This window comes from Roseibium sp. (genome assembly GCF_965216085.1).
Classification (GTDB): Bacteria; Pseudomonadota; Alphaproteobacteria; order Rhizobiales; family Stappiaceae; genus Roseibium.
Genome location: NZ_OZ244138.1, coordinates 1999205 through 2015379 on the forward strand (window position 1 = coordinate 1999205; position 16175 = coordinate 2015379).

Sequence of the window (16175 nt, forward strand, 5' to 3'; positions counted from 1 at the left end):
CTCTATCGGGTCAGGCGGCTTCCGGTGTCCAGGTGCAATCGGACGGAGAGGATTCTTTGGCGCCAAGCGTTGTATCGAATTTGTAAAGTGTTGAGCAATACGGGCAGACAACTTCATTTTCGCGGCCCATATCCAAAAACACATGCGGATGGTCGAACGGCGGATTGGCGCCAATGCACATGAATTCCCGGGCACCAATTGCGATGGAATCATGACCGCTAGTGTTTTGAAAGTGCGGGACAACCTGATCTGCCATGATCAATTCCTCAAAAGTCTGGGCGCTAAGGCCGAACGATTTTGGCGCGAACATACTCATTTGCCGCCCGGTTGAATAGGGGAAACCTTGTCACGTCCACCGGCGGTTCCTGAGGCGGGATTTTCAAATGACAAATCGGACTTTGCCAAGTGCGATTATTCTAAGTACAGTGTGCGACAAAAGTGTTTTACGTTTACGTAAGAGGAAGTTTTATGCCGCTCTTTGAGCAGGATGGGATTCAAATCTCCTATTTGGATGAAGGCGAGGGAGACCCGATCCTTCTGATCCACGGATTTGCCTCAAACAAGTCGGTCAACTGGCAGTATCCGGGCTGGGTCGATCTTTTGGTGAAAGATGGGTGCAGGGTGATAGCACTCGACAACCGGGGACATGGTGACAGCCAGAAATTCCATGATCCGGACGCTTACGGCGCACCGATCATGGCTGAGGACGCCCGCCGCTTGCTGGATTTTCTCAAAATCGAGCGTACGGATGTCATGGGCTACTCTATGGGCGCCCGGATTTCCGCTTTTTTGACCCTCAATCATCCGGAACGTGTCAAACGCGCGGTCTTTAGCGGCCTTGGCTATGGCATGATCGAAGGTGTGGGTGATCCTGAGCCGATCGCAGCTGCCCTTGAGGCTGAGCGGCTACAGGACGTGAAAGACAGGACGGGGCGCGCGTTCCGGGCCTTTGCCGAGCAGACAGGCTCCGACCGTCATGCACTTGCAGCCTGCATGCGGTCTTCACGCCAGAAAATCAGCGAAGAAGATATTGCGCGGATCGAACGGCCGGTTCTGGTCGCGGTCGGAACCAGAGACGACATTGCCGGATCGCCACACAAACTGGCGGCCTTGATGCAGCATGCGGAGGTTCTGGAAATTCCAGGCCGCGATCACATGGTTGCTGTCGGGGACAAAGTCCACAAGCAGGGCGTTCTGGCTTTTTTGAACAATGTCGATGCCTGACAGGCATGGATTGAGAACTGGCGGTTTAGTGCGGAGACGGGAGGTCGCATGAGCGGGAAACGGGTGGAGTTTGCAGGGGCAGAAAACAACAGCCTTGTAGCGGATCAATATGGCAACAGGGGGCAGCCTGTGATCCTTTTGCATGGCGGCGGTCAAACCCGCCATTCCTGGGATGCCGCGGCTGAGCGGATCGCAGCTCTTGGGCATGTGGTCTACTCTGTCGACCAGCGTGGCCACGGCGAAAGCGCTTGGGTTCCGTCCGGAAACTACACGTTCAATGACTTTGCCAAGGATCTGGTTGCTGTTTGCAAGGCTGTGATCGCCAAACACGGTGCCAAACCGGTTGTCGTCGGAGCGTCATTGGGCGGTTTTGCCGGTATGCTGGGGGAAGGGGCTGAAGCACCGGGTTGCCAGGCAGCTCTGGTTCTTGTCGATATCACACCGCGGGTCGATATGGGCGGGGTTTATAAGATCCTCGGCTTTATGGGCGACAAGGTTGATGAAGGCTTTGGGACGGTTGAAGAAGCTGCGGATGCGATCGCCCGCTATCTTCCGAACCGCAGCCGGCCGAAGGACCTGTCAGGCCTCTCCAAAAACCTTCGCCTGCATGATGACGGCCGCTACCGCTGGCACTGGGATCCGGCCTTCTTGAAAATGCGGGAACATTCCGATCCGCATCAGTCTGAAACCGTTCAGACCAGCATGATCACCGCCGCGGAAAATCTTAAGTTGCCGGTTCTGCTGCTGCGGGGCCGCAATTCCGAGCTGGTGTCGATGGAGCATGTCCAAGAATTCATGGAGTGTGTGCCGCATGCCAAGTTCACCGACATCCAGGACGCGGGCCATATGGTCGCCGGCGACAAGAACGACATTTTTGCCCAGGCCGTAGAAGAGTTTCTCACCGACCTGAAGGCCGAAGCGCTGATAGCCTGAGGATTTACTCGTGTTTTGAATCGCTTAGCGAGAATATCTCGCAGTTCGATTCAAGTGTCGGCGTGCTTAATGTTTTGATTCAAGTAGGCTGCCTAACTCTGAGTCCAATCAGCGATTAGGCTGAAGGGGCTATTGCCCCTGAAACACCGGTTTGCGCTTTTCCAAGAAGGCGCGGCAACCTTCGGCGTAATCAGCGCTGTCTACACAGACACGCGCCATGGCGTAGGCCTGTGTGAGGTTGGCCTTGGCTTCGGCAGAGGTCAACAGATTGATGGTCTTCTTCGCTGCTTTTAAAGACAGCGGGGCGTTCTGTTCAAACACAGCGCAAAGCTGAGCAACCCGGCTGTCCAAGGTGTCTGGTTCATGGACCTCGTTAATCAAGCCGATCTGTAAGGCCTCTGCAGCAGAGAGGCGGTCTGCGGTGAACAACAGCCTTTTGGCATTGGAGGGCGAGACGGCTTCAACGAGATCGCCAACGGCATCGGGCGGATAGGCGAGCCCCAAGCGGGCGGCCGGAATGGAATAGAAAGATGTCGAAGACGCAATCCTGAGATCACACGCCAATGCCAGCCCGAGACCACCGCCAAGGCAGGGGCCTTCGATAACCGCAACGACGGGCACCGGCAGTGTCTTGAGTGCTTGAAAGGCGGCAACATTGATCTGGTCGTAATGCGCCGCGGCATCTGGTGTCGCGCGGACCGCTTCGAATTCGGCGATGTCGGCACCCGCACAAAACGCTTTGCCGCCAGCTCCGCGCACGATCAGTGCGCGAATATCGCTGTCATTTTTAAGCTGGCTGAGTAGTTCTGGAATACGGCGCCATCCGGACAAGGGCAGAGCGTTCTTGCGCTCTGGCGCGTTCAAGATTAATTCGGCAATCTGGCCTGACGTAGTGAGAGACGGGTTGCCGTCTAGCGGCGTTTGCACAGATTGCTCGGATGTCATATGGGCCTCGGGTGCTCGCGAAAATGAGGGTTGGCGTAAAATTGATCGTAAAAAAACGATTCATAAGGACTGTTCATATCTGATATGAGCAAGTTTTGTTTGGAATATCATGTGTAGGGCCTATTTTAGTAGGCGAGTGCAGTGGGCTTGAAAAGGAGACAGGCCATGTCGACCCAGGTACGCCAGTCCAGTCCAGAACCGGTGATGAAACATGATCCCGTCTGGCGGCAGTTGCGTGAAGAAGCCCAGGCGATGGTGGCCGCCGAACCGGCCCTGTCATCCTTTGTCTATGAAACAGTGCTCAACCACGACAGCCTCGAAGAAGCCGTGGTCCACCGTCTTGGCGACCGTCTCGGCCGGGACATTGTCTCCGCCTCTTTGATCCGTCAGACCTACCTTGAAGCTCTGGCCGATGAACCAGAACTTGCTGAGATTTTCCGGGTCGACATTGTCGCTGTGTTCGACCGTGATCCGGCCTGCTTCCGCTATCTGGAGCCGGTGCTTTATTTCAAGGGGTTCCATGGCTTGCAGACCCACCGCCTGGCCAATTGGCTCTGGCGCAAGGGGCGGCAGGACTTTGCACTTTATTTGCAAAGCCGCGCTTCTGAAGTGTTCCAGATTGACATTCATCCGGCGGTTCCTGTCGGACGCGGCATCTTCATCGATCACGGCACGGGAATCGTCGTCGGCGGCACGGCCGTAATTGGCGATGATGTCTCCATATTACAGGGCGTTACCCTTGGCGGTACCGGCAAGGAAAGCGGCGACCGTCACCCAAAGATCCGCAATGGTGTTTTGATTGGGGCAGGGGCAAAGGTTCTCGGCAACCTGGAAATTGGACATTGCAGCCGGATTGCATCAGGCTCTGTCGTGCTGGCGGATGTCCCGGCCAATACGACGGTTGCCGGAGTTCCGGCAAAGATCGTTGGCAAAGCTGGATGTGCAGAACCGGCCCGCAGCATGAACCAGCTTCTGGGCGAGCCAGATGCGGCTGGACTGCAGGAAGCCGGGGAAAGCTGATCGAAATTGTTTGGTATTTTCCCGCTCTCTTGTAGGGTCCGCACCAGAACAACGCATTTGGCGAAGAACAAGGAGAGAGCCACGTGAACCCCGAAGAAGTCCGCAAACTTGAAGCCTATCTGCAAAAAAAGTTCGAATTGCCGAGCTTGCAGGTCAGGGCCCGTCCGAAAAAGGACGATTCCGCGGAGGTCTATATCGGTGATGAGTTCATCGGTGTGATCTTCCGCGATGACGAAGACGAGGACCTGAGCTGGAACTTCCAGATGGCGATCCTCGAAATCGACTTGGATGAAGCCTAAGATTTTGAAATATATGGTGAATTGAGAAACGGCCCGTTGGGGCCGTTTTTTGTGAGAGCATTGAGACGTGGTTTCAGGAGGCGTTAAAGGTGCCCAACTTGGCTTGCACGGCGCGGTCTAGGCGGCGCCAGTCGGGCAGAAGCGTCTGATCGAACTGGTAGCGGATCAGTAATCCGCCGCCTGGCGTAATTGAGCGGTGGCAAACCGCCTTGTCCGTAATGCGTTTTCTTACACATCTGGCGATGAAGCCGTCATCAGCTTCCGGGTCATAGACAATGATGTCCCGGTTTTTGGCATTCTGTCCCGACAGCGTGAGCATGTTCAATCCGGCTTCAGCCGTTCTCTCGCCGCCACGGGCCAGCCGTTTATAGACTGGGTCCAGTTGGGTTCTTAAGGATTCCCGGTGTGGATCGTTTTCGAGATTGACCTGAATAAGCGGAAGCGGTTCTCCAAAACGGGCTGGCGCATCCTCATCGCCTGGCATCTTGAGGTCCGGCCAGGTCATTAGCAGGCTGACCTGTTGATGACGCGGAACTTCACCGTCGGCCGCGATGCGGTGTTGCGCTGACCTGAAATACCCTGCGGGGATTTCAAAGGGATGCGGCCCGATCGACAGGCTCACAAGGGTTTGGCGGTGGTTTTGGAACAAAGGCGCAACTACGCCGGACCAGTAGACCGCACGGTCGGCAACATAGGCGGACGTCAGCACACACAAAGCTGCGGCCAGCATCGTGAAATGAAGCGGCTTTGCATTCGTAGCTGCTGGCAGGGTCGGCCTGACCAATTGCCTTGCCTTTCATGAGCTTGTGACCTGCACTGGCACACTGTGTCTCTGAATGGGACATGTGTCTCAGTGAAGGATCGATGCCAACCGGTAAAAGCTAAGGAAAACCAAAGGTTTTCGTTCCTTAGAAAAACCGGCACGGCGTTTGCTCTTGACCGTTAAAGAATTCTTCATCACTTTCTCTGTGAAGAGGTTAACAGAAGGTTAACGGTCGTTATGCTGGACCTACTTATCGTTGGATACATCGCATGTGCGGGATTCGTCGCTGCCGGATTTCTTGGCAGTCTCTATCAGCTGGTGACCAGTCAGCCGCCGAAATTCAACTTCGCGGGTGAAACAGTAACGGGTTTTGTTACTGGCGTATTGATGTGTGTTTTCGCCGGTCCCTTCATCATCATGCGCAACGCAATTCGGGGGCGCCGGATTGAGAACAGGCCAGTAGGCTGGCTTGTTGCCTCGTCAACAATCGCGGGCATGTGGAGTATGTGTTCCGGGCTGGTGGTGATGAATATTGCATTGATCGTCGCTGGCTACGCGTGAGGGGTTATGCCGAATTTTTCTTTGGGTGATATCTGCCCGCAATTTCCTGAAAGTGGCCGTTTTTGGGTCGCGCCGACAGCTACGCTGATCGGAGATGTCCATTTGGAAGATGAGGCGAGTGTCTGGTTTCAGGCTGTGCTTCGCGGTGACCGGGAGCCGATCAAGATCGGGCGCCGGTCGAATGTGCAAGATGGCTGTGTTTTTCATACCGATCCGGGAATGCCGCTCACTGTCGGCGCCAATTGCACCATCGGCCACAATGTGATCCTGCATGGCTGTACCATTCAGGACAATTCCCTGATTGGAATGGGATCGACGATCTTGAACGGTGCGGTGATTGGTTCGAATTGCATCATCGGCGCCAATGCGCTTGTTGCTGAAGGTAAGGTTATTCCGGACAACTCGTTGGTTGTCGGTGTGCCGGGTAAAGTCGCCCGGGTCCTGCCTGACAGCATTGCCGGCGACATTTTGAAATCGGCCGATAACTATGTTGCCAATTGGCAGAGGTATGCCGAAGGTCTGAACCAAGTCTAGATCTATGGGATCGAACTCCATCCGATCATTCTGAAAGAAACTCTCAGTTCCTGCGCATGCGAACGTGCAGGAACCGGCCTGCGGGGGCGGGCCGGTTCCCTGGATCCGGTCGTGGTAGGGATGGGGAGGGTGGGGACGCGACCGGATCGTCCTGAAGGCCTGTTTCCAAGCCAATTCCCAAATTAATTCGAGATACTGCTGACTGTGGTCACCCGCGTATCTGAGATCCCGGTCCACTTGACCGGAGAGCTTGCTGATTGGCGTTTGATGTAGCGGTACGGCGTTGAGTACCAGGGCAGAACCGCTTCGATCTGATTGTCGAGGATCATGTCGCCATGATCGGTGCGTACGGTTAGAACAGCGTGCCCTGAATTTTGCACATCCTTGGCGACAGTGATGAGAAGGGCACTCTTCGGCCAGCCGGCTGCGAGAAGCACGCGCTGCTTTTCGAGGACGTACTCTTCGCAATCGCCATATCCGTCGACCGGATAGGTCCAGTATTCTTCTCGTCCAAAGAGATCCGCGTCGGTCATCGGATGGACTTGCCGGTTAACCTCTGCATTGACCGCGATGAGCTCGTTCCAGCGGGCTTCCGTTAGTTTGACGACTACTGGCTCATATCGTTCGTTTGGGCAGGCCCAGCCGTTGTCGCGGCAAAACTGGCGATGGCCGATGGGAGCTTTCACCGCGGATTTCATGTCCATGAACCGGCCAGGATCGGCCTGTGCTATTGGCGCGAATACATTCAGGCCAAATAGAACTGCTGTAGTCGAAAGAATTTTTCCAAGAAGTTTCATCGTAATGCCCTCCCCAAGGCTGGCGTTACGATGCGGTATTGCTTTTTATTTCACGGAAATTGACGTAATAAAACTATATTATTATTTTAGTAAAGCTTGAGGTTAATTTTAATATTACTTTATGATAACTTTAGTCTATTTGTACTAGAATTTGAGTCGAATTTTATCGATCTGCTGTAACCCGCAGATTTTGAATTGGTTTTCAAAGTGGCCGGCGGTTTAGGCTTTCAGGGTCAGTCACGCATTGGGGGCGCTTAGTCGCCGGATATTTGCAACTTCTCTGTAGTTTGAGCGGAGAAAAAAAATGAAAAAAAGTTCTAGATAGATGTGAAGCACCCCGCACACGGGGGCAGAGGCAGTCAATCCCGTAAGTGGAATTGGGATCACATCACCGTAGACGCGCAGTCTGCAGGCGGCGGGCATTTGAGAAAGATTGTAAGGCTATGCGCGAAGAGCAGCTGGGTTCCTCATTGGAACCGGTCGCGCTGGAGCCGTTGGACCAGACTAGCTGGTTTCTGGAGTGGTGATGTGGTGCTCAAGCAGCTCGCGGCTTTGGACCGCGGCGAATTCGACCGCAATGCCGCCTTCGATCTGGCGGACCACACGAGCATGCATTTTGCCTAGTGTGACCTCATCACCCATTTCCGGCAGTATATCTGTGGCAATGGCTGCGCCAGACAACGACACATCGAAAATACGGACAACGTGATCCGAACCGTCCGGAAGGATCATCTTGGTCATCTGGTTTTTCGGGACAAAGCGATCATGGCGACGATCTTCCGGGAGATTGAGTTCTTCCCGGTTCGCCAGCCACGTAAGAATATTGGCGATCTTGTCCCGTTTTCGGACTGTGTTGCGTAACTCGACAGCAAAACCACCATCAATTAGACGGGATATCCGGCCTTCGACACGGCTGATGTGATCGAGATAAGCAACGATCCGTTCGCCAACCTGCCCAGGAACCGGTGTTATCATCGCCATGCCACCTGGTGACATGTCGATTACCTGGCAAGGATACTCGCGGCGGTTTTCAAGCATGAAGCGGCCCAGAATGTTCACCTGGACCCGTTGATGCCGCCTACGGTCGGTGACCTGGAGCGACTTGCTTCCTTCTGGTGCTGTTGCCAATCCGGCGTTCATGCCTGCTATGCCTAAAAACGTGCGGAGCCCGCACTTCCCCCGGTGGTGATGAGAATCGGAACAACTCTCATATGCACTCTAGAGGAAATGAGGTTAACGATGTGTAAGAATGTACCTTACACAAGGCTCTAGTTTAAGGTTTTTGCAGAAATTCCGGCAGATTAGGATTTTCCGCCGGAATATACGGTTAAATGACCGACCTGACGCTCTGCGCCTTGAGGCAATATTGGGGCACCTTGCGGGAGAACCGGAGCACGCATCGGCATATCTTCAGCTTTAAACCGCGGCAGCACCGGATTCAGGTTTGAATGATTTGCTTCTGCAAAGTAGGGGCGCTCATCCGGCCAGACCAAACGCAGGCTGCTGATCGATTGTTTCAAAATCGGATGCAGACCAATCCAATAAGGCTTGTCCATCGGTGTGGCACTGCCAAGAATGCGGATGCGGCCTTCTCCGGGAACGTTGAGCGGAACCAGCAGCATTTCCATCTGCAAAACTTGGTCGCGCTCTGTATGGCCATTGACGCCAATGACAGCTGCCGCTGCATCTTCGGTGATGGCCGCAATCAAGCTTTCAAGGGCTTCCCGGTCCTTGGTGTCCCAGCCACGCAGAAAGTTGCGGCCTTTGAGTTCGCGGCAATGTGCAGAACACAAGCGGGTGCCGGCCAGACGATAACGGACATCCTGAGGCCCGTTGGTTTCCAGGATAAAGGTGTCGCCCAAAAGACCGCGAATTTCACCCGGATCGATTTCGCTGCGGTTTGGGGCCGGACGGGCGCCGCGCAGAGAGTCCCAATATGAATATAATGTCTGGGTCACGCCGTGTTTCATCTGAACTTGCCTTTCTTCCCAATCCGGAGCGTTGTGTCGTCTCAAGACAGTCTCTGTTTCAAAACGGGACGTCCGGGCATCCATGTTTCTGTTTGCCGTGAACTAAGCAGGGGGCGTGCCAAGATGCTGAAACAACGAAAAAATCAGCAGGTAACACCTCGTTAAGGTTAACGCATGGTAAAGCTTGTCAGCTCGGATACCGGCTGGCACATTCAGGCCGTCTTCAGGACAAACGGGTGGGAGGAACCTGTTGGTCCATGTGAGCGCTCAAAAAGCGGGAAGAGGCCGAAAATGGCCCAAAACCCGGATCAGCGATCGCAGTAGGACACCTCAATTTGGCGCGTGGGGACGCGACCTTTGTGGGGGGGCTCAACAAGCGCCGGTTATCTTAGAGATAGCCGGCGTTTTGTTTTTGTTGCCGTCACAAGGCCGTGTGGATGAATTGGCTGGATCTATGGCAGCTGTTCACCATATTTATTCTGGCTGGTTTGAATCGTGCCCACCGCCCTTGTTTTGTCCGCATGCCGGGCTACAAGATTTGCGTCAGAAAGATGCGAGGCCCCATGAACGTCTATCAATTCGATCAGGAGCGGAAACGCCGCGACGAAGAGCGTAAACAGCGCGAACGTGAGCAGAGACCGTCACAGCCGCCGGCGTTCAATCTTCCTTCTGCAATTGTTTGGCTGAGTGCCGGTTTGATTGCGATCCACGTGGTCCGCGAATTTCTGATTCCGGCAGGCTGGAACAACATGATGATCTATTTCCTGGCGTTTTGGCCGGTGAAATACACAGCTCTTGCGAGCCTTCAAGCGCTGGATCTGGCTTCCAGTCTCTGGGCTTTTGTCAGCTATAGCTTCCTTCATGGCGGCGCCATGCATCTGACATTCAATCTGCTTTGGATGGCGATATTCGGCAGCGCTGTTGTCCGGCGATTTGGCCTTGGCCGGTTTTTGGTTTTCTCCGCTTTGTGTTCGGTTGGCGGGGCGTTCGCTCACTTGGCCACTCATTGGGGCGAGTCGGCACCGATGATCGGCGCGTCAGCTGCCATATCCGGACATATGGCTGCAGCGATTCGGTTTGTCTTTGAACTCGGCGGCCCGCTTGGTGTCTTTCGCAGCTCCGACCGGAGCGCCTATTTCGTTCAAGCTCAACCGCTTGCCGAGTGTTTCCGCAATCAGCAGGTTCTGGTGTTCGTTGGAGTGTGGTTCGGTCTGAACTTGTTTTTCGGCCTGATGAGCGGCGGCCAGACCGGCAGCATTGCCTGGCAGGCGCATATTGGCGGATTTATCGCGGGCTTAGCCTTATTCCCCGTTTTCGATCCGGTGCCGCAACGGCGGCATTAAGCCGCGGTTGGGGGCAGAACCTTTAGGAACCGGGTGTCAAGGCTTTGCGCTGGTAGTTTTTTTTGCCATGATGCCTCATGTTCGACCGTGAAAACGAAATGTTCTTCAAGGTCGCTAATGCCGAGGGAGGTTTGCCTATATGAGCAGTGTTGCCGCGATCTTGAAAGGGAAGGGCCACGAAACCATAACCGCACGCGACGATGCGTCGTTGAGCGAGCTTTGTGAGACACTCGCGAAGCATAAGATTGGCGCAATTGTGGTTTGTGATGGGGACATGGGCATCAAGGGAATTATCTCGGAACGGGACATTGTCCGCGTAATCGGAACGCAAGGCGTGGGCGCCCTAGATCAGCCAGTGTCTGGTGTGATGACCAAAGACGTCATCACATGTTCCGAAGAAAACAGCATCAACGAAGTGATGGCTCGGATGACACAGGGCCGCTTCCGTCACATGCCAGTTGTCAAAGACGGCAAGCTGACGGGTGTGATTTCCATCGGCGATGTGGTTAAGCAAAAGATTGCTCAAGTGGAACAGGAAGCTGAGCAGATGCGCAGCTACATTTCCATGACGTGATTTTCAGGCGGCTGGCTTTCCGTCAGCCGCCACTTCCTGCGCCCTCTCAGGATTTACCGTAGACCTCCTCAGGGTCGTAGACTTTTTCCGTCTCAACCCATTTCAGGCGGACTGCGCCGTTTTCAGTTTTTGTAATCTTCCTGAAAAAACACGACCGGTAACCGACGTGACAGGTCGCACCATTGCCCTCGACCGTGACTTTCACCACAAGAGCGTCCTGATCACAGTCGGTAAGGATCTCTTGCACCTTTTGCACTTGGCCGGAGGTTTCGCCCTTCTTCCAGAACCCCTTGCGGGAGCGGCTCCAATACCAGGCTTCCCCGGTTTCAATGGTGCGCTTGAGGGCTTCTTCGTTCATGTAGCCAACCATCAGAACTTCTGACGTTGCTGCATCGGTGACAACGGCGGCAATGAGGCCGTCCTGGTCGTATTTCGGCATCAAAAGATCGCCGTCTTCGACCGTTTTTTTGTCGGCACGTTCGGAAAAAACTAGATCAGACATGAAACTCATTCAGGCCTTGCACGTCTTGTGACGGTGCAAGGCGCCATTTTGGAACGTTAACTGCGAACCAGGGTCATGAATTTGGCCTGTTCGGCCGGGTCGTCCTGGAAAACGCCAGTAAACTGAGTGGTGAGCGTTGAGACGCCCGGTTTCTGTACACCGCGCATGGTCATGCACTGGTGTTCAGCTTCCAGCATCACTGCCAAACCGCGCGGCGCCAAGGCGTCGTCGATGGTCGAAGCAATCTGCGCTGTCAGGTTTTCCTGTGTCTGCAGGCGCTTTGCGAAGATGTCGACAACACGAGCCAGTTTAGACAGGCCGACGACGCCTTCCGCCGGATAATAGGCGATATGAGCTTCGCCGATAAACGGCAGCATATGGTGTTCACAGTGCGAATGGAACGGAATGCCGCGCACCAAAACGATGTCTTGATAGCCGCCAACGTCTTCGAACGTGCGCTCAAGGTGTTCGGCCGGGTCTTCGAAATAACCCGAATAAAGCTGCGTAATGGCCTTCACCACCCGCTGCGGGGTATCGATCAAACCTTCGCGGTCCGGATCGTCGCCGGTCCAGGCAAGAATAGTCCGCACGGCCGCCTCAGCCTCTTCCCGGCTGGGGCGTTGCAACTGGTCCGGTGCTTTGCGCTCGAACGTTTTTTCGATCGGCTTCAGGACAGCGTCCATAGGGATCCTCGCAAATTTACCCTTATCACTCGTCATACGGCGTCCGCTCTTGCTCAGATCAAGTGCTCTTAATCTTAAGGGCGCGGAGATGTAACATACTCCACTCAAAAAGCGAACGCACAGTTTCAAAGCGGGTGAAGCCAGCGTCAAGCGCCAATGCGGCATGATTTAATACCGGCTGCGACCCCTCTGCCCCTTGCGAATTTGCTGTGGCGTCTGATCTATATATATGAAAGAAGCGTGCCGGCAATGAGGCACGTGTTCACCGGTTGTCACGAAGAGGCGAGAATGCTCGACGACATCTATAATGCCAAGATCCTGGAATTCGCGGGCAATATCCCCCGTGTTGGCCGTCTTGAGCATCCAGACGGCACCGCCAAGGCGCATTCTAAACTGTGCGGCTCGACCGTTGTTGTTGATCTGTGCGTTAAAGATGGTGTGGTGACCGATTTTGCCCATGACGTGAAAGCCTGCGCCTTGGGCCAGGCATCGTCGTCGATTATGGCGCAACATGTAGTTGGGGCTGGCACTGACGAGCTTCGGGCGCTGCAAAAAACCATGCACGCCATGTTAAAAGAGGGTGGAGACCCACCGGAAGGCCGGTTTGAAGATCTGAGATTTCTTGAGCCGGTCCGTGAGTACAAAGCCCGGCACACGTCGACACTTCTAACTTTTGACGCGGTTGTCAGCGCACTTGATCAGATCGAAGGCAAGGCGGACGGCGCGGCGGCATAAGCTGGCCGCTCTTCAGCTTTTAAACAGCAGATGTGTCCTCCGACCGACAGACAACCTGATCCAGAAAAGCGGCTGTCGCCCGCCAGCTATGTCGTGATCGGGCTGATCTGGGTCTACCGGCATTCCCTCTCGCTCTTCATGGGGCGCGGCTGCCGGTATGCGCCGACCTGTTCCGATTACACCGAACAAGCGATCCGCCGCTTTGGCTTTTGGGCCGGTGGTTGGCTGGGCCTATCCCGTATCCTCAGATGTAATCCCTGGGGGGCATCCGGCTTTGATCCGTTGCCAGAAGATTTGCCAGCCGATGCCCGCTGGTTTTTGCCATGGCGCTACGGGCGCTGGAATGGCCAGCACATTCCACCGGAACACCGGATGGATTGATTTCAAACGCGAATTTACCTTCTGTTAAGAAAGGGTTGAACTTACCTATGGTGAGTGCAACTCTCCGGCTGTGGGCAGTGTGGCCGGAGAGGGTGAATGGACGCAAAAGACTTCCACTTTGTGATGATCAAGCCGACGCATTACGATGACAACGGCTATCCCATTCAATGGCTCCGATCTGCCATCCCCTCCAACACATTGGCCAGCTTAAATGGCCTTGCCGAAGCCGCCCGGGAAAGAAACGCGCTCGGCGAGGATGTCCGCATTCATCTTCACACCTATGATGAGACCAATAAGCGGGTTCGTCCGGAAAAGATCGCCAGAGAGATCCGGCGCAGCGGTGGCAAGGCGCTGATCGCCCTGGTTGGGGTGCAATCCAATCAGTTTCCGCGGGCAACCGATCTGGCTCGCAAATTCATGAAGGAAGGCCTGGCGACTGCAATTGGCGGGTTTCATGTTTCTGGCTGTATTTCCATGCTGGATGAGATGCCGGAGGAAATGGTCACCTTACAAAATGAAGGTGTTGCCTATTTTGCGGGAGAGGCCGAAGACCGGCGGCTCGATCAAGTGTTCCGCGACGCCTGGGCTGGCGATTTGAAGCCGCTCTACAACTTTATGACCGATTTGCCGTCGCTCGAAGGGGAGCCGACACCGATCCTGCCGACCAAACACATCCAATTTACCGCTGGATCCCATTCCAGCTTCGATCTCGGCCGCGGCTGTCCGTATCAATGTTCGTTCTGCACCATCATCAATGTTCAGGGCCGCAAAAGCCGGTTCCGCTCCGCCGATGACCTGGAACAGATTATCCGGGACAATTACGCACAAGGCATCGACCGGTTTTTCATCACAGACGACAATTTCGCCCGGAACCGGGAATGGGAGCCACTGTTCGACCGGCTGATCCACCTGCGAGAGAGCGAAAACTTCGACATTAAGTTCATCATCCAGGTGGATACGCTTTGCCACAAGATTGAGAACTTTATTGAAAAGGCGACGCGGGCTGGGGTGAACCGGGTGTTTATCGGGCTTGAAAACATCAACCCTGACAATCTTTTGGCTGCTAAAAAACGGCAGAACAAAATCACCGAATACCGGGAGATGCTGCAGAAGTGGCGTGATCACGGCGCAACCACCTATGCCGGTTACATTATTGGTTTCCCGGGCGATACCAAAGAAGCCGTGCTCCGCGACATTGAGATCATCAAGAACGAATTGCCACTCGATCTCCTGGAATTCTTCTATCTGACACCGCTGCCGGGATCGGAAGACCATAAGGTTCTTTTGAGCAAAGGCACCTGGATGGATCCGGATCTGAACAAATACGATCTCAATCACCGGGTAAGCCATCATCCAAAAATGTCGGATCAAGAGTGGGAAGAGGCTTACCGCGAAGCTTGGTCTACCTATTATTCGGATGATCATATCGCGACAGTTCTCAGGCGGGCAGCCGCCCACAAGAAGGGCCGGCCGGGCAACAAGCTGTTCTTGATGATGTGGTTCAAGCTGATGATAGAATATGAGGGCGTGCATCCGCTGGAAGGCGGCTATTTCCGCCTGAAATTTAGAAGGGACCGGCGCAGCGGTTTGCCGGTCGAGAACCCGCTGGTGTTTTACCCGCGCTACGCTTGGGAAGTGTTTACCAAACACTTGGCCTGCGTTGGCGTGGTTTGGCGGGCGTACAGGATCTATAAGAAGGTCAAGGCGTCTCCAGACCGCAAGGCTTACTCTGACCTGGCCATCGCGCCGATGGATGCAGCATCTGAAGCCGATTTGGCGATGATTAAGGAAACCCGGGGCGGTACGGATGCCGCCGCCAAGTCCGCTCGGGATGCCTCCATCGTCAAGGCGGCCAAGGAGAAGGCGTTGGCGTCCTAAACAATCGCGCCAAAAATATGCGTTTACTGTCCCGGCCTTGCGCCGGGACCAGGTTTTTATGACCCCGGTTTCAAGACCGGGGAGGCTGCGGTAGGCTAGACTTTTCCGTGAGAAAAAGGGCTGGGTCTTCTGAAAAACGGCAAGCGCCATCCAAGGGTCATGCCTGCGGCCGCCAGCATGATGACTGCAATTCCCAGAATTTGTATGGGTCCAAATTTTTGCCCCAAAACAAGATAATCGGTGGCGTAGGCCACGGATGGATAGAGGAAGGTGAGCGCTCCTTGAAGGTGGGTCGGCAGTTTCTGAACAGCGCTGTACAAGATTGTGTACATCATCGCCGTATGAACAAAGCCCAAGGTCAGAAGGGAAGCCCAGGCGGATGTTTCCGTTGGAAGGTCTGAAAAACTAGCTAGCGGGGTCAGCATCAAGGCGCCGGTTGAGACCTGGATTAGTGCGATCAAATGCGGTGGGACATCGTTCAGTTTTTTGGTGGCGACAACAGCGACGGCCCAGAGAAATGCAGCGCCGATGGACAGTGCGACACCAACGGCAAAGCTGCCTTCAGCATAGGCCAGCTCCGGTTTTGATTGGGCAATCAGAACAACACCGCAAAAAGCAATAGCCAGCCAGCAGAGTTTTCTAAGCGTGAGCTGTTCTCCGAAAAAGAGCGCGCCAAAACAGACAAGCATGAACGGCTGGGTGTTGTAGATGGCAGTCGTCAGTGAAATTGATGCATGGCCAATCGCGTAGAACAGCATGACCCAATTGGTGGTTAAGGCTATGCCGCCCAGCATTGCCAGCAGAAACTGGTTCAACGAGATCTTGTATGCGAAGGCGCCTTTAAAGGCACAGATGGCCGTAAGGCCGATCGCGCCGAACAAGCATCGCCAAAAGGCAACATTGATTGGGCTTTCACCGCTGAACACGACGAAAATGCCTAAAGTGCCAATCAGGCTCATGGCGAAAGTCATTTCCAATATGCCGCTGGTTCTTTCTGACATTCGAGCAACTCCTTTGAATCTGCATTCAAGGA

20 protein-coding genes are annotated in these 16175 nt (G+C 54.5%); 11 read left to right on the forward strand and 9 right to left on the reverse strand.

Annotated features, from left to right (window positions below):
• Nucleotides 1–10 precede the first annotated feature (10 nt).
• A complete protein-coding gene (locus ACOOFE_RS09195; RefSeq protein WP_420414679.1) occupies nt 11–256 on the reverse strand; it encodes a zinc-finger domain-containing protein in 246 nt (81 codons plus the stop codon).
• Nucleotides 257–468: 212 nt separating this feature from the next.
• On the opposite strand from ACOOFE_RS09195, the gene ACOOFE_RS09200 reads away from it, so the two are divergent.
• Together ACOOFE_RS09200 and ACOOFE_RS09205 are read left to right on the forward strand one after the other, a co-directional pair.
• Nucleotides 469–1224, forward strand: coding sequence for an alpha/beta fold hydrolase (locus ACOOFE_RS09200; protein ID WP_420414680.1), 756 nt, complete (start codon nt 469–471; stop codon nt 1222–1224).
• A 48-nt stretch (nt 1225–1272) separates the two neighbouring features.
• On the forward strand, nt 1273–2157 hold the full coding sequence (locus ACOOFE_RS09205; protein ID WP_420414681.1) for an alpha/beta fold hydrolase: 885 nt from the start codon (nt 1273–1275) through the stop codon (nt 2155–2157).
• A 129-nt stretch (nt 2158–2286) separates the two neighbouring features.
• Here ACOOFE_RS09205 and ACOOFE_RS09210 read toward each other — a convergent pair whose 3' ends face one another.
• Nucleotides 2287–3102, reverse strand: a complete 816-nt coding sequence (locus ACOOFE_RS09210) for an enoyl-CoA hydratase (RefSeq protein ID WP_420414682.1) — start codon at nt 3100–3102, stop codon at nt 2287–2289.
• A gap of 165 nt (nt 3103–3267) precedes the next feature.
• On the opposite strand from ACOOFE_RS09210, the gene cysE reads away from it, so the two are divergent.
• Nucleotides 3268–4122, forward strand: coding sequence for a serine O-acetyltransferase (gene cysE / locus ACOOFE_RS09215; RefSeq protein WP_420414683.1), 855 nt, complete (start codon nt 3268–3270; stop codon nt 4120–4122).
• 83 nt (nt 4123–4205) lie between these two features.
• Nucleotides 4206–4421: a DUF3126 family protein gene (locus ACOOFE_RS09220; RefSeq protein WP_141186161.1), complete on the forward strand. Its 216-nt coding sequence runs from the start codon at nt 4206–4208 to the stop codon at nt 4419–4421.
• Nucleotides 4422–4494: 73 nt separating this feature from the next.
• Here the strand turns inward: ACOOFE_RS09220 and ACOOFE_RS09225 are convergent, their stop codons facing one another.
• Nucleotides 4495–5205, reverse strand: coding sequence for a hypothetical protein (locus ACOOFE_RS09225; RefSeq protein ID WP_420414684.1), 711 nt, complete (start codon nt 5203–5205; stop codon nt 4495–4497).
• A 216-nt stretch (nt 5206–5421) separates the two neighbouring features.
• On the opposite strand from ACOOFE_RS09225, the gene ACOOFE_RS09230 reads away from it, so the two are divergent.
• Both ACOOFE_RS09230 and ACOOFE_RS09235 read left to right on the forward strand, forming a co-directional pair.
• The gene (locus ACOOFE_RS09230) at nt 5422–5745 is read left to right on the forward strand and encodes a DUF6949 family protein (RefSeq protein WP_420414685.1); all 324 of its coding nucleotides are present in this window, start codon (nt 5422–5424) and stop codon (nt 5743–5745) included.
• Nucleotides 5746–5751: 6 nt separating this feature from the next.
• A complete protein-coding gene (locus tag ACOOFE_RS09235; RefSeq protein ID WP_420414686.1) occupies nt 5752–6279 on the forward strand; it encodes a gamma carbonic anhydrase family protein in 528 nt (175 codons plus the stop codon).
• A gap of 182 nt (nt 6280–6461) precedes the next feature.
• Here ACOOFE_RS09235 and ACOOFE_RS09240 read toward each other — a convergent pair whose 3' ends face one another.
• The 3 genes from ACOOFE_RS09240 to ACOOFE_RS09250 form a co-directional block, all read right to left on the reverse strand.
• Nucleotides 6462–7076 (reverse strand): transglutaminase-like cysteine peptidase, encoded by a 615-nt coding sequence (locus ACOOFE_RS09240; RefSeq protein WP_420414687.1) that lies wholly within the window; start codon nt 7074–7076, stop codon nt 6462–6464.
• A 504-nt stretch (nt 7077–7580) separates the two neighbouring features.
• On the reverse strand, nt 7581–8216 hold the full coding sequence (locus ACOOFE_RS09245; protein WP_141186166.1) for a PilZ domain-containing protein: 636 nt from the start codon (nt 8214–8216) through the stop codon (nt 7581–7583).
• A 161-nt stretch (nt 8217–8377) separates the two neighbouring features.
• Nucleotides 8378–9034, reverse strand: coding sequence for a PAS domain-containing protein (locus ACOOFE_RS09250; RefSeq protein ID WP_209010671.1), 657 nt, complete (start codon nt 9032–9034; stop codon nt 8378–8380).
• 575 nt (nt 9035–9609) lie between these two features.
• Here ACOOFE_RS09250 and ACOOFE_RS09255 point away from each other — a divergent pair.
• The gene (locus ACOOFE_RS09255; protein WP_420414688.1) at nt 9610–10389 is read left to right on the forward strand and encodes a rhomboid family intramembrane serine protease; all 780 of its coding nucleotides are present in this window, start codon (nt 9610–9612) and stop codon (nt 10387–10389) included.
• A 139-nt stretch (nt 10390–10528) separates the two neighbouring features.
• Nucleotides 10529–10963, forward strand: coding sequence for a CBS domain-containing protein (locus ACOOFE_RS09260; protein WP_420414689.1), 435 nt, complete (start codon nt 10529–10531; stop codon nt 10961–10963).
• Between the two features lie 46 nt (nt 10964–11009).
• Here ACOOFE_RS09260 and hisI read toward each other — a convergent pair whose 3' ends face one another.
• Both hisI and folE read right to left on the reverse strand, forming a co-directional pair.
• On the reverse strand, nt 11010–11465 hold the full coding sequence (gene hisI, locus ACOOFE_RS09265; protein ID WP_420414690.1) for a phosphoribosyl-AMP cyclohydrolase: 456 nt from the start codon (nt 11463–11465) through the stop codon (nt 11010–11012).
• Nucleotides 11466–11521: 56 nt separating this feature from the next.
• Nucleotides 11522–12148: a GTP cyclohydrolase I FolE gene (gene folE, locus ACOOFE_RS09270; RefSeq protein WP_141186170.1), complete on the reverse strand. Its 627-nt coding sequence runs from the start codon at nt 12146–12148 to the stop codon at nt 11522–11524.
• 288 nt (nt 12149–12436) lie between these two features.
• Here folE and ACOOFE_RS09275 point away from each other — a divergent pair, with 288 nt between their 5' ends.
• The 3 genes from ACOOFE_RS09275 (at nt 12437) to ACOOFE_RS09285 (ending at nt 15142) form a co-directional block, all read left to right on the forward strand.
• The gene (locus tag ACOOFE_RS09275) at nt 12437–12883 is read left to right on the forward strand and encodes an iron-sulfur cluster assembly scaffold protein (protein ID WP_420414691.1); all 447 of its coding nucleotides are present in this window, start codon (nt 12437–12439) and stop codon (nt 12881–12883) included.
• Nucleotides 12884–12913: 30 nt separating this feature from the next.
• Nucleotides 12914–13264, forward strand: a complete 351-nt coding sequence (yidD, locus tag ACOOFE_RS09280; protein WP_420414692.1) for a membrane protein insertion efficiency factor YidD — start codon at nt 12914–12916, stop codon at nt 13262–13264.
• Nucleotides 13265–13360: 96 nt separating this feature from the next.
• Nucleotides 13361–15142 (forward strand): B12-binding domain-containing radical SAM protein, encoded by a 1782-nt coding sequence (locus ACOOFE_RS09285; RefSeq protein WP_420414693.1) that lies wholly within the window; start codon nt 13361–13363, stop codon nt 15140–15142.
• Nucleotides 15143–15237: 95 nt separating this feature from the next.
• On the opposite strand, the gene ACOOFE_RS09290 is transcribed toward ACOOFE_RS09285, so the two are convergent.
• The gene (locus tag ACOOFE_RS09290; RefSeq protein ID WP_420414694.1) at nt 15238–16143 is read right to left on the reverse strand and encodes a DMT family transporter; all 906 of its coding nucleotides are present in this window, start codon (nt 16141–16143) and stop codon (nt 15238–15240) included.
• Nucleotides 16144–16175: the final 32 nt, after the last annotated feature.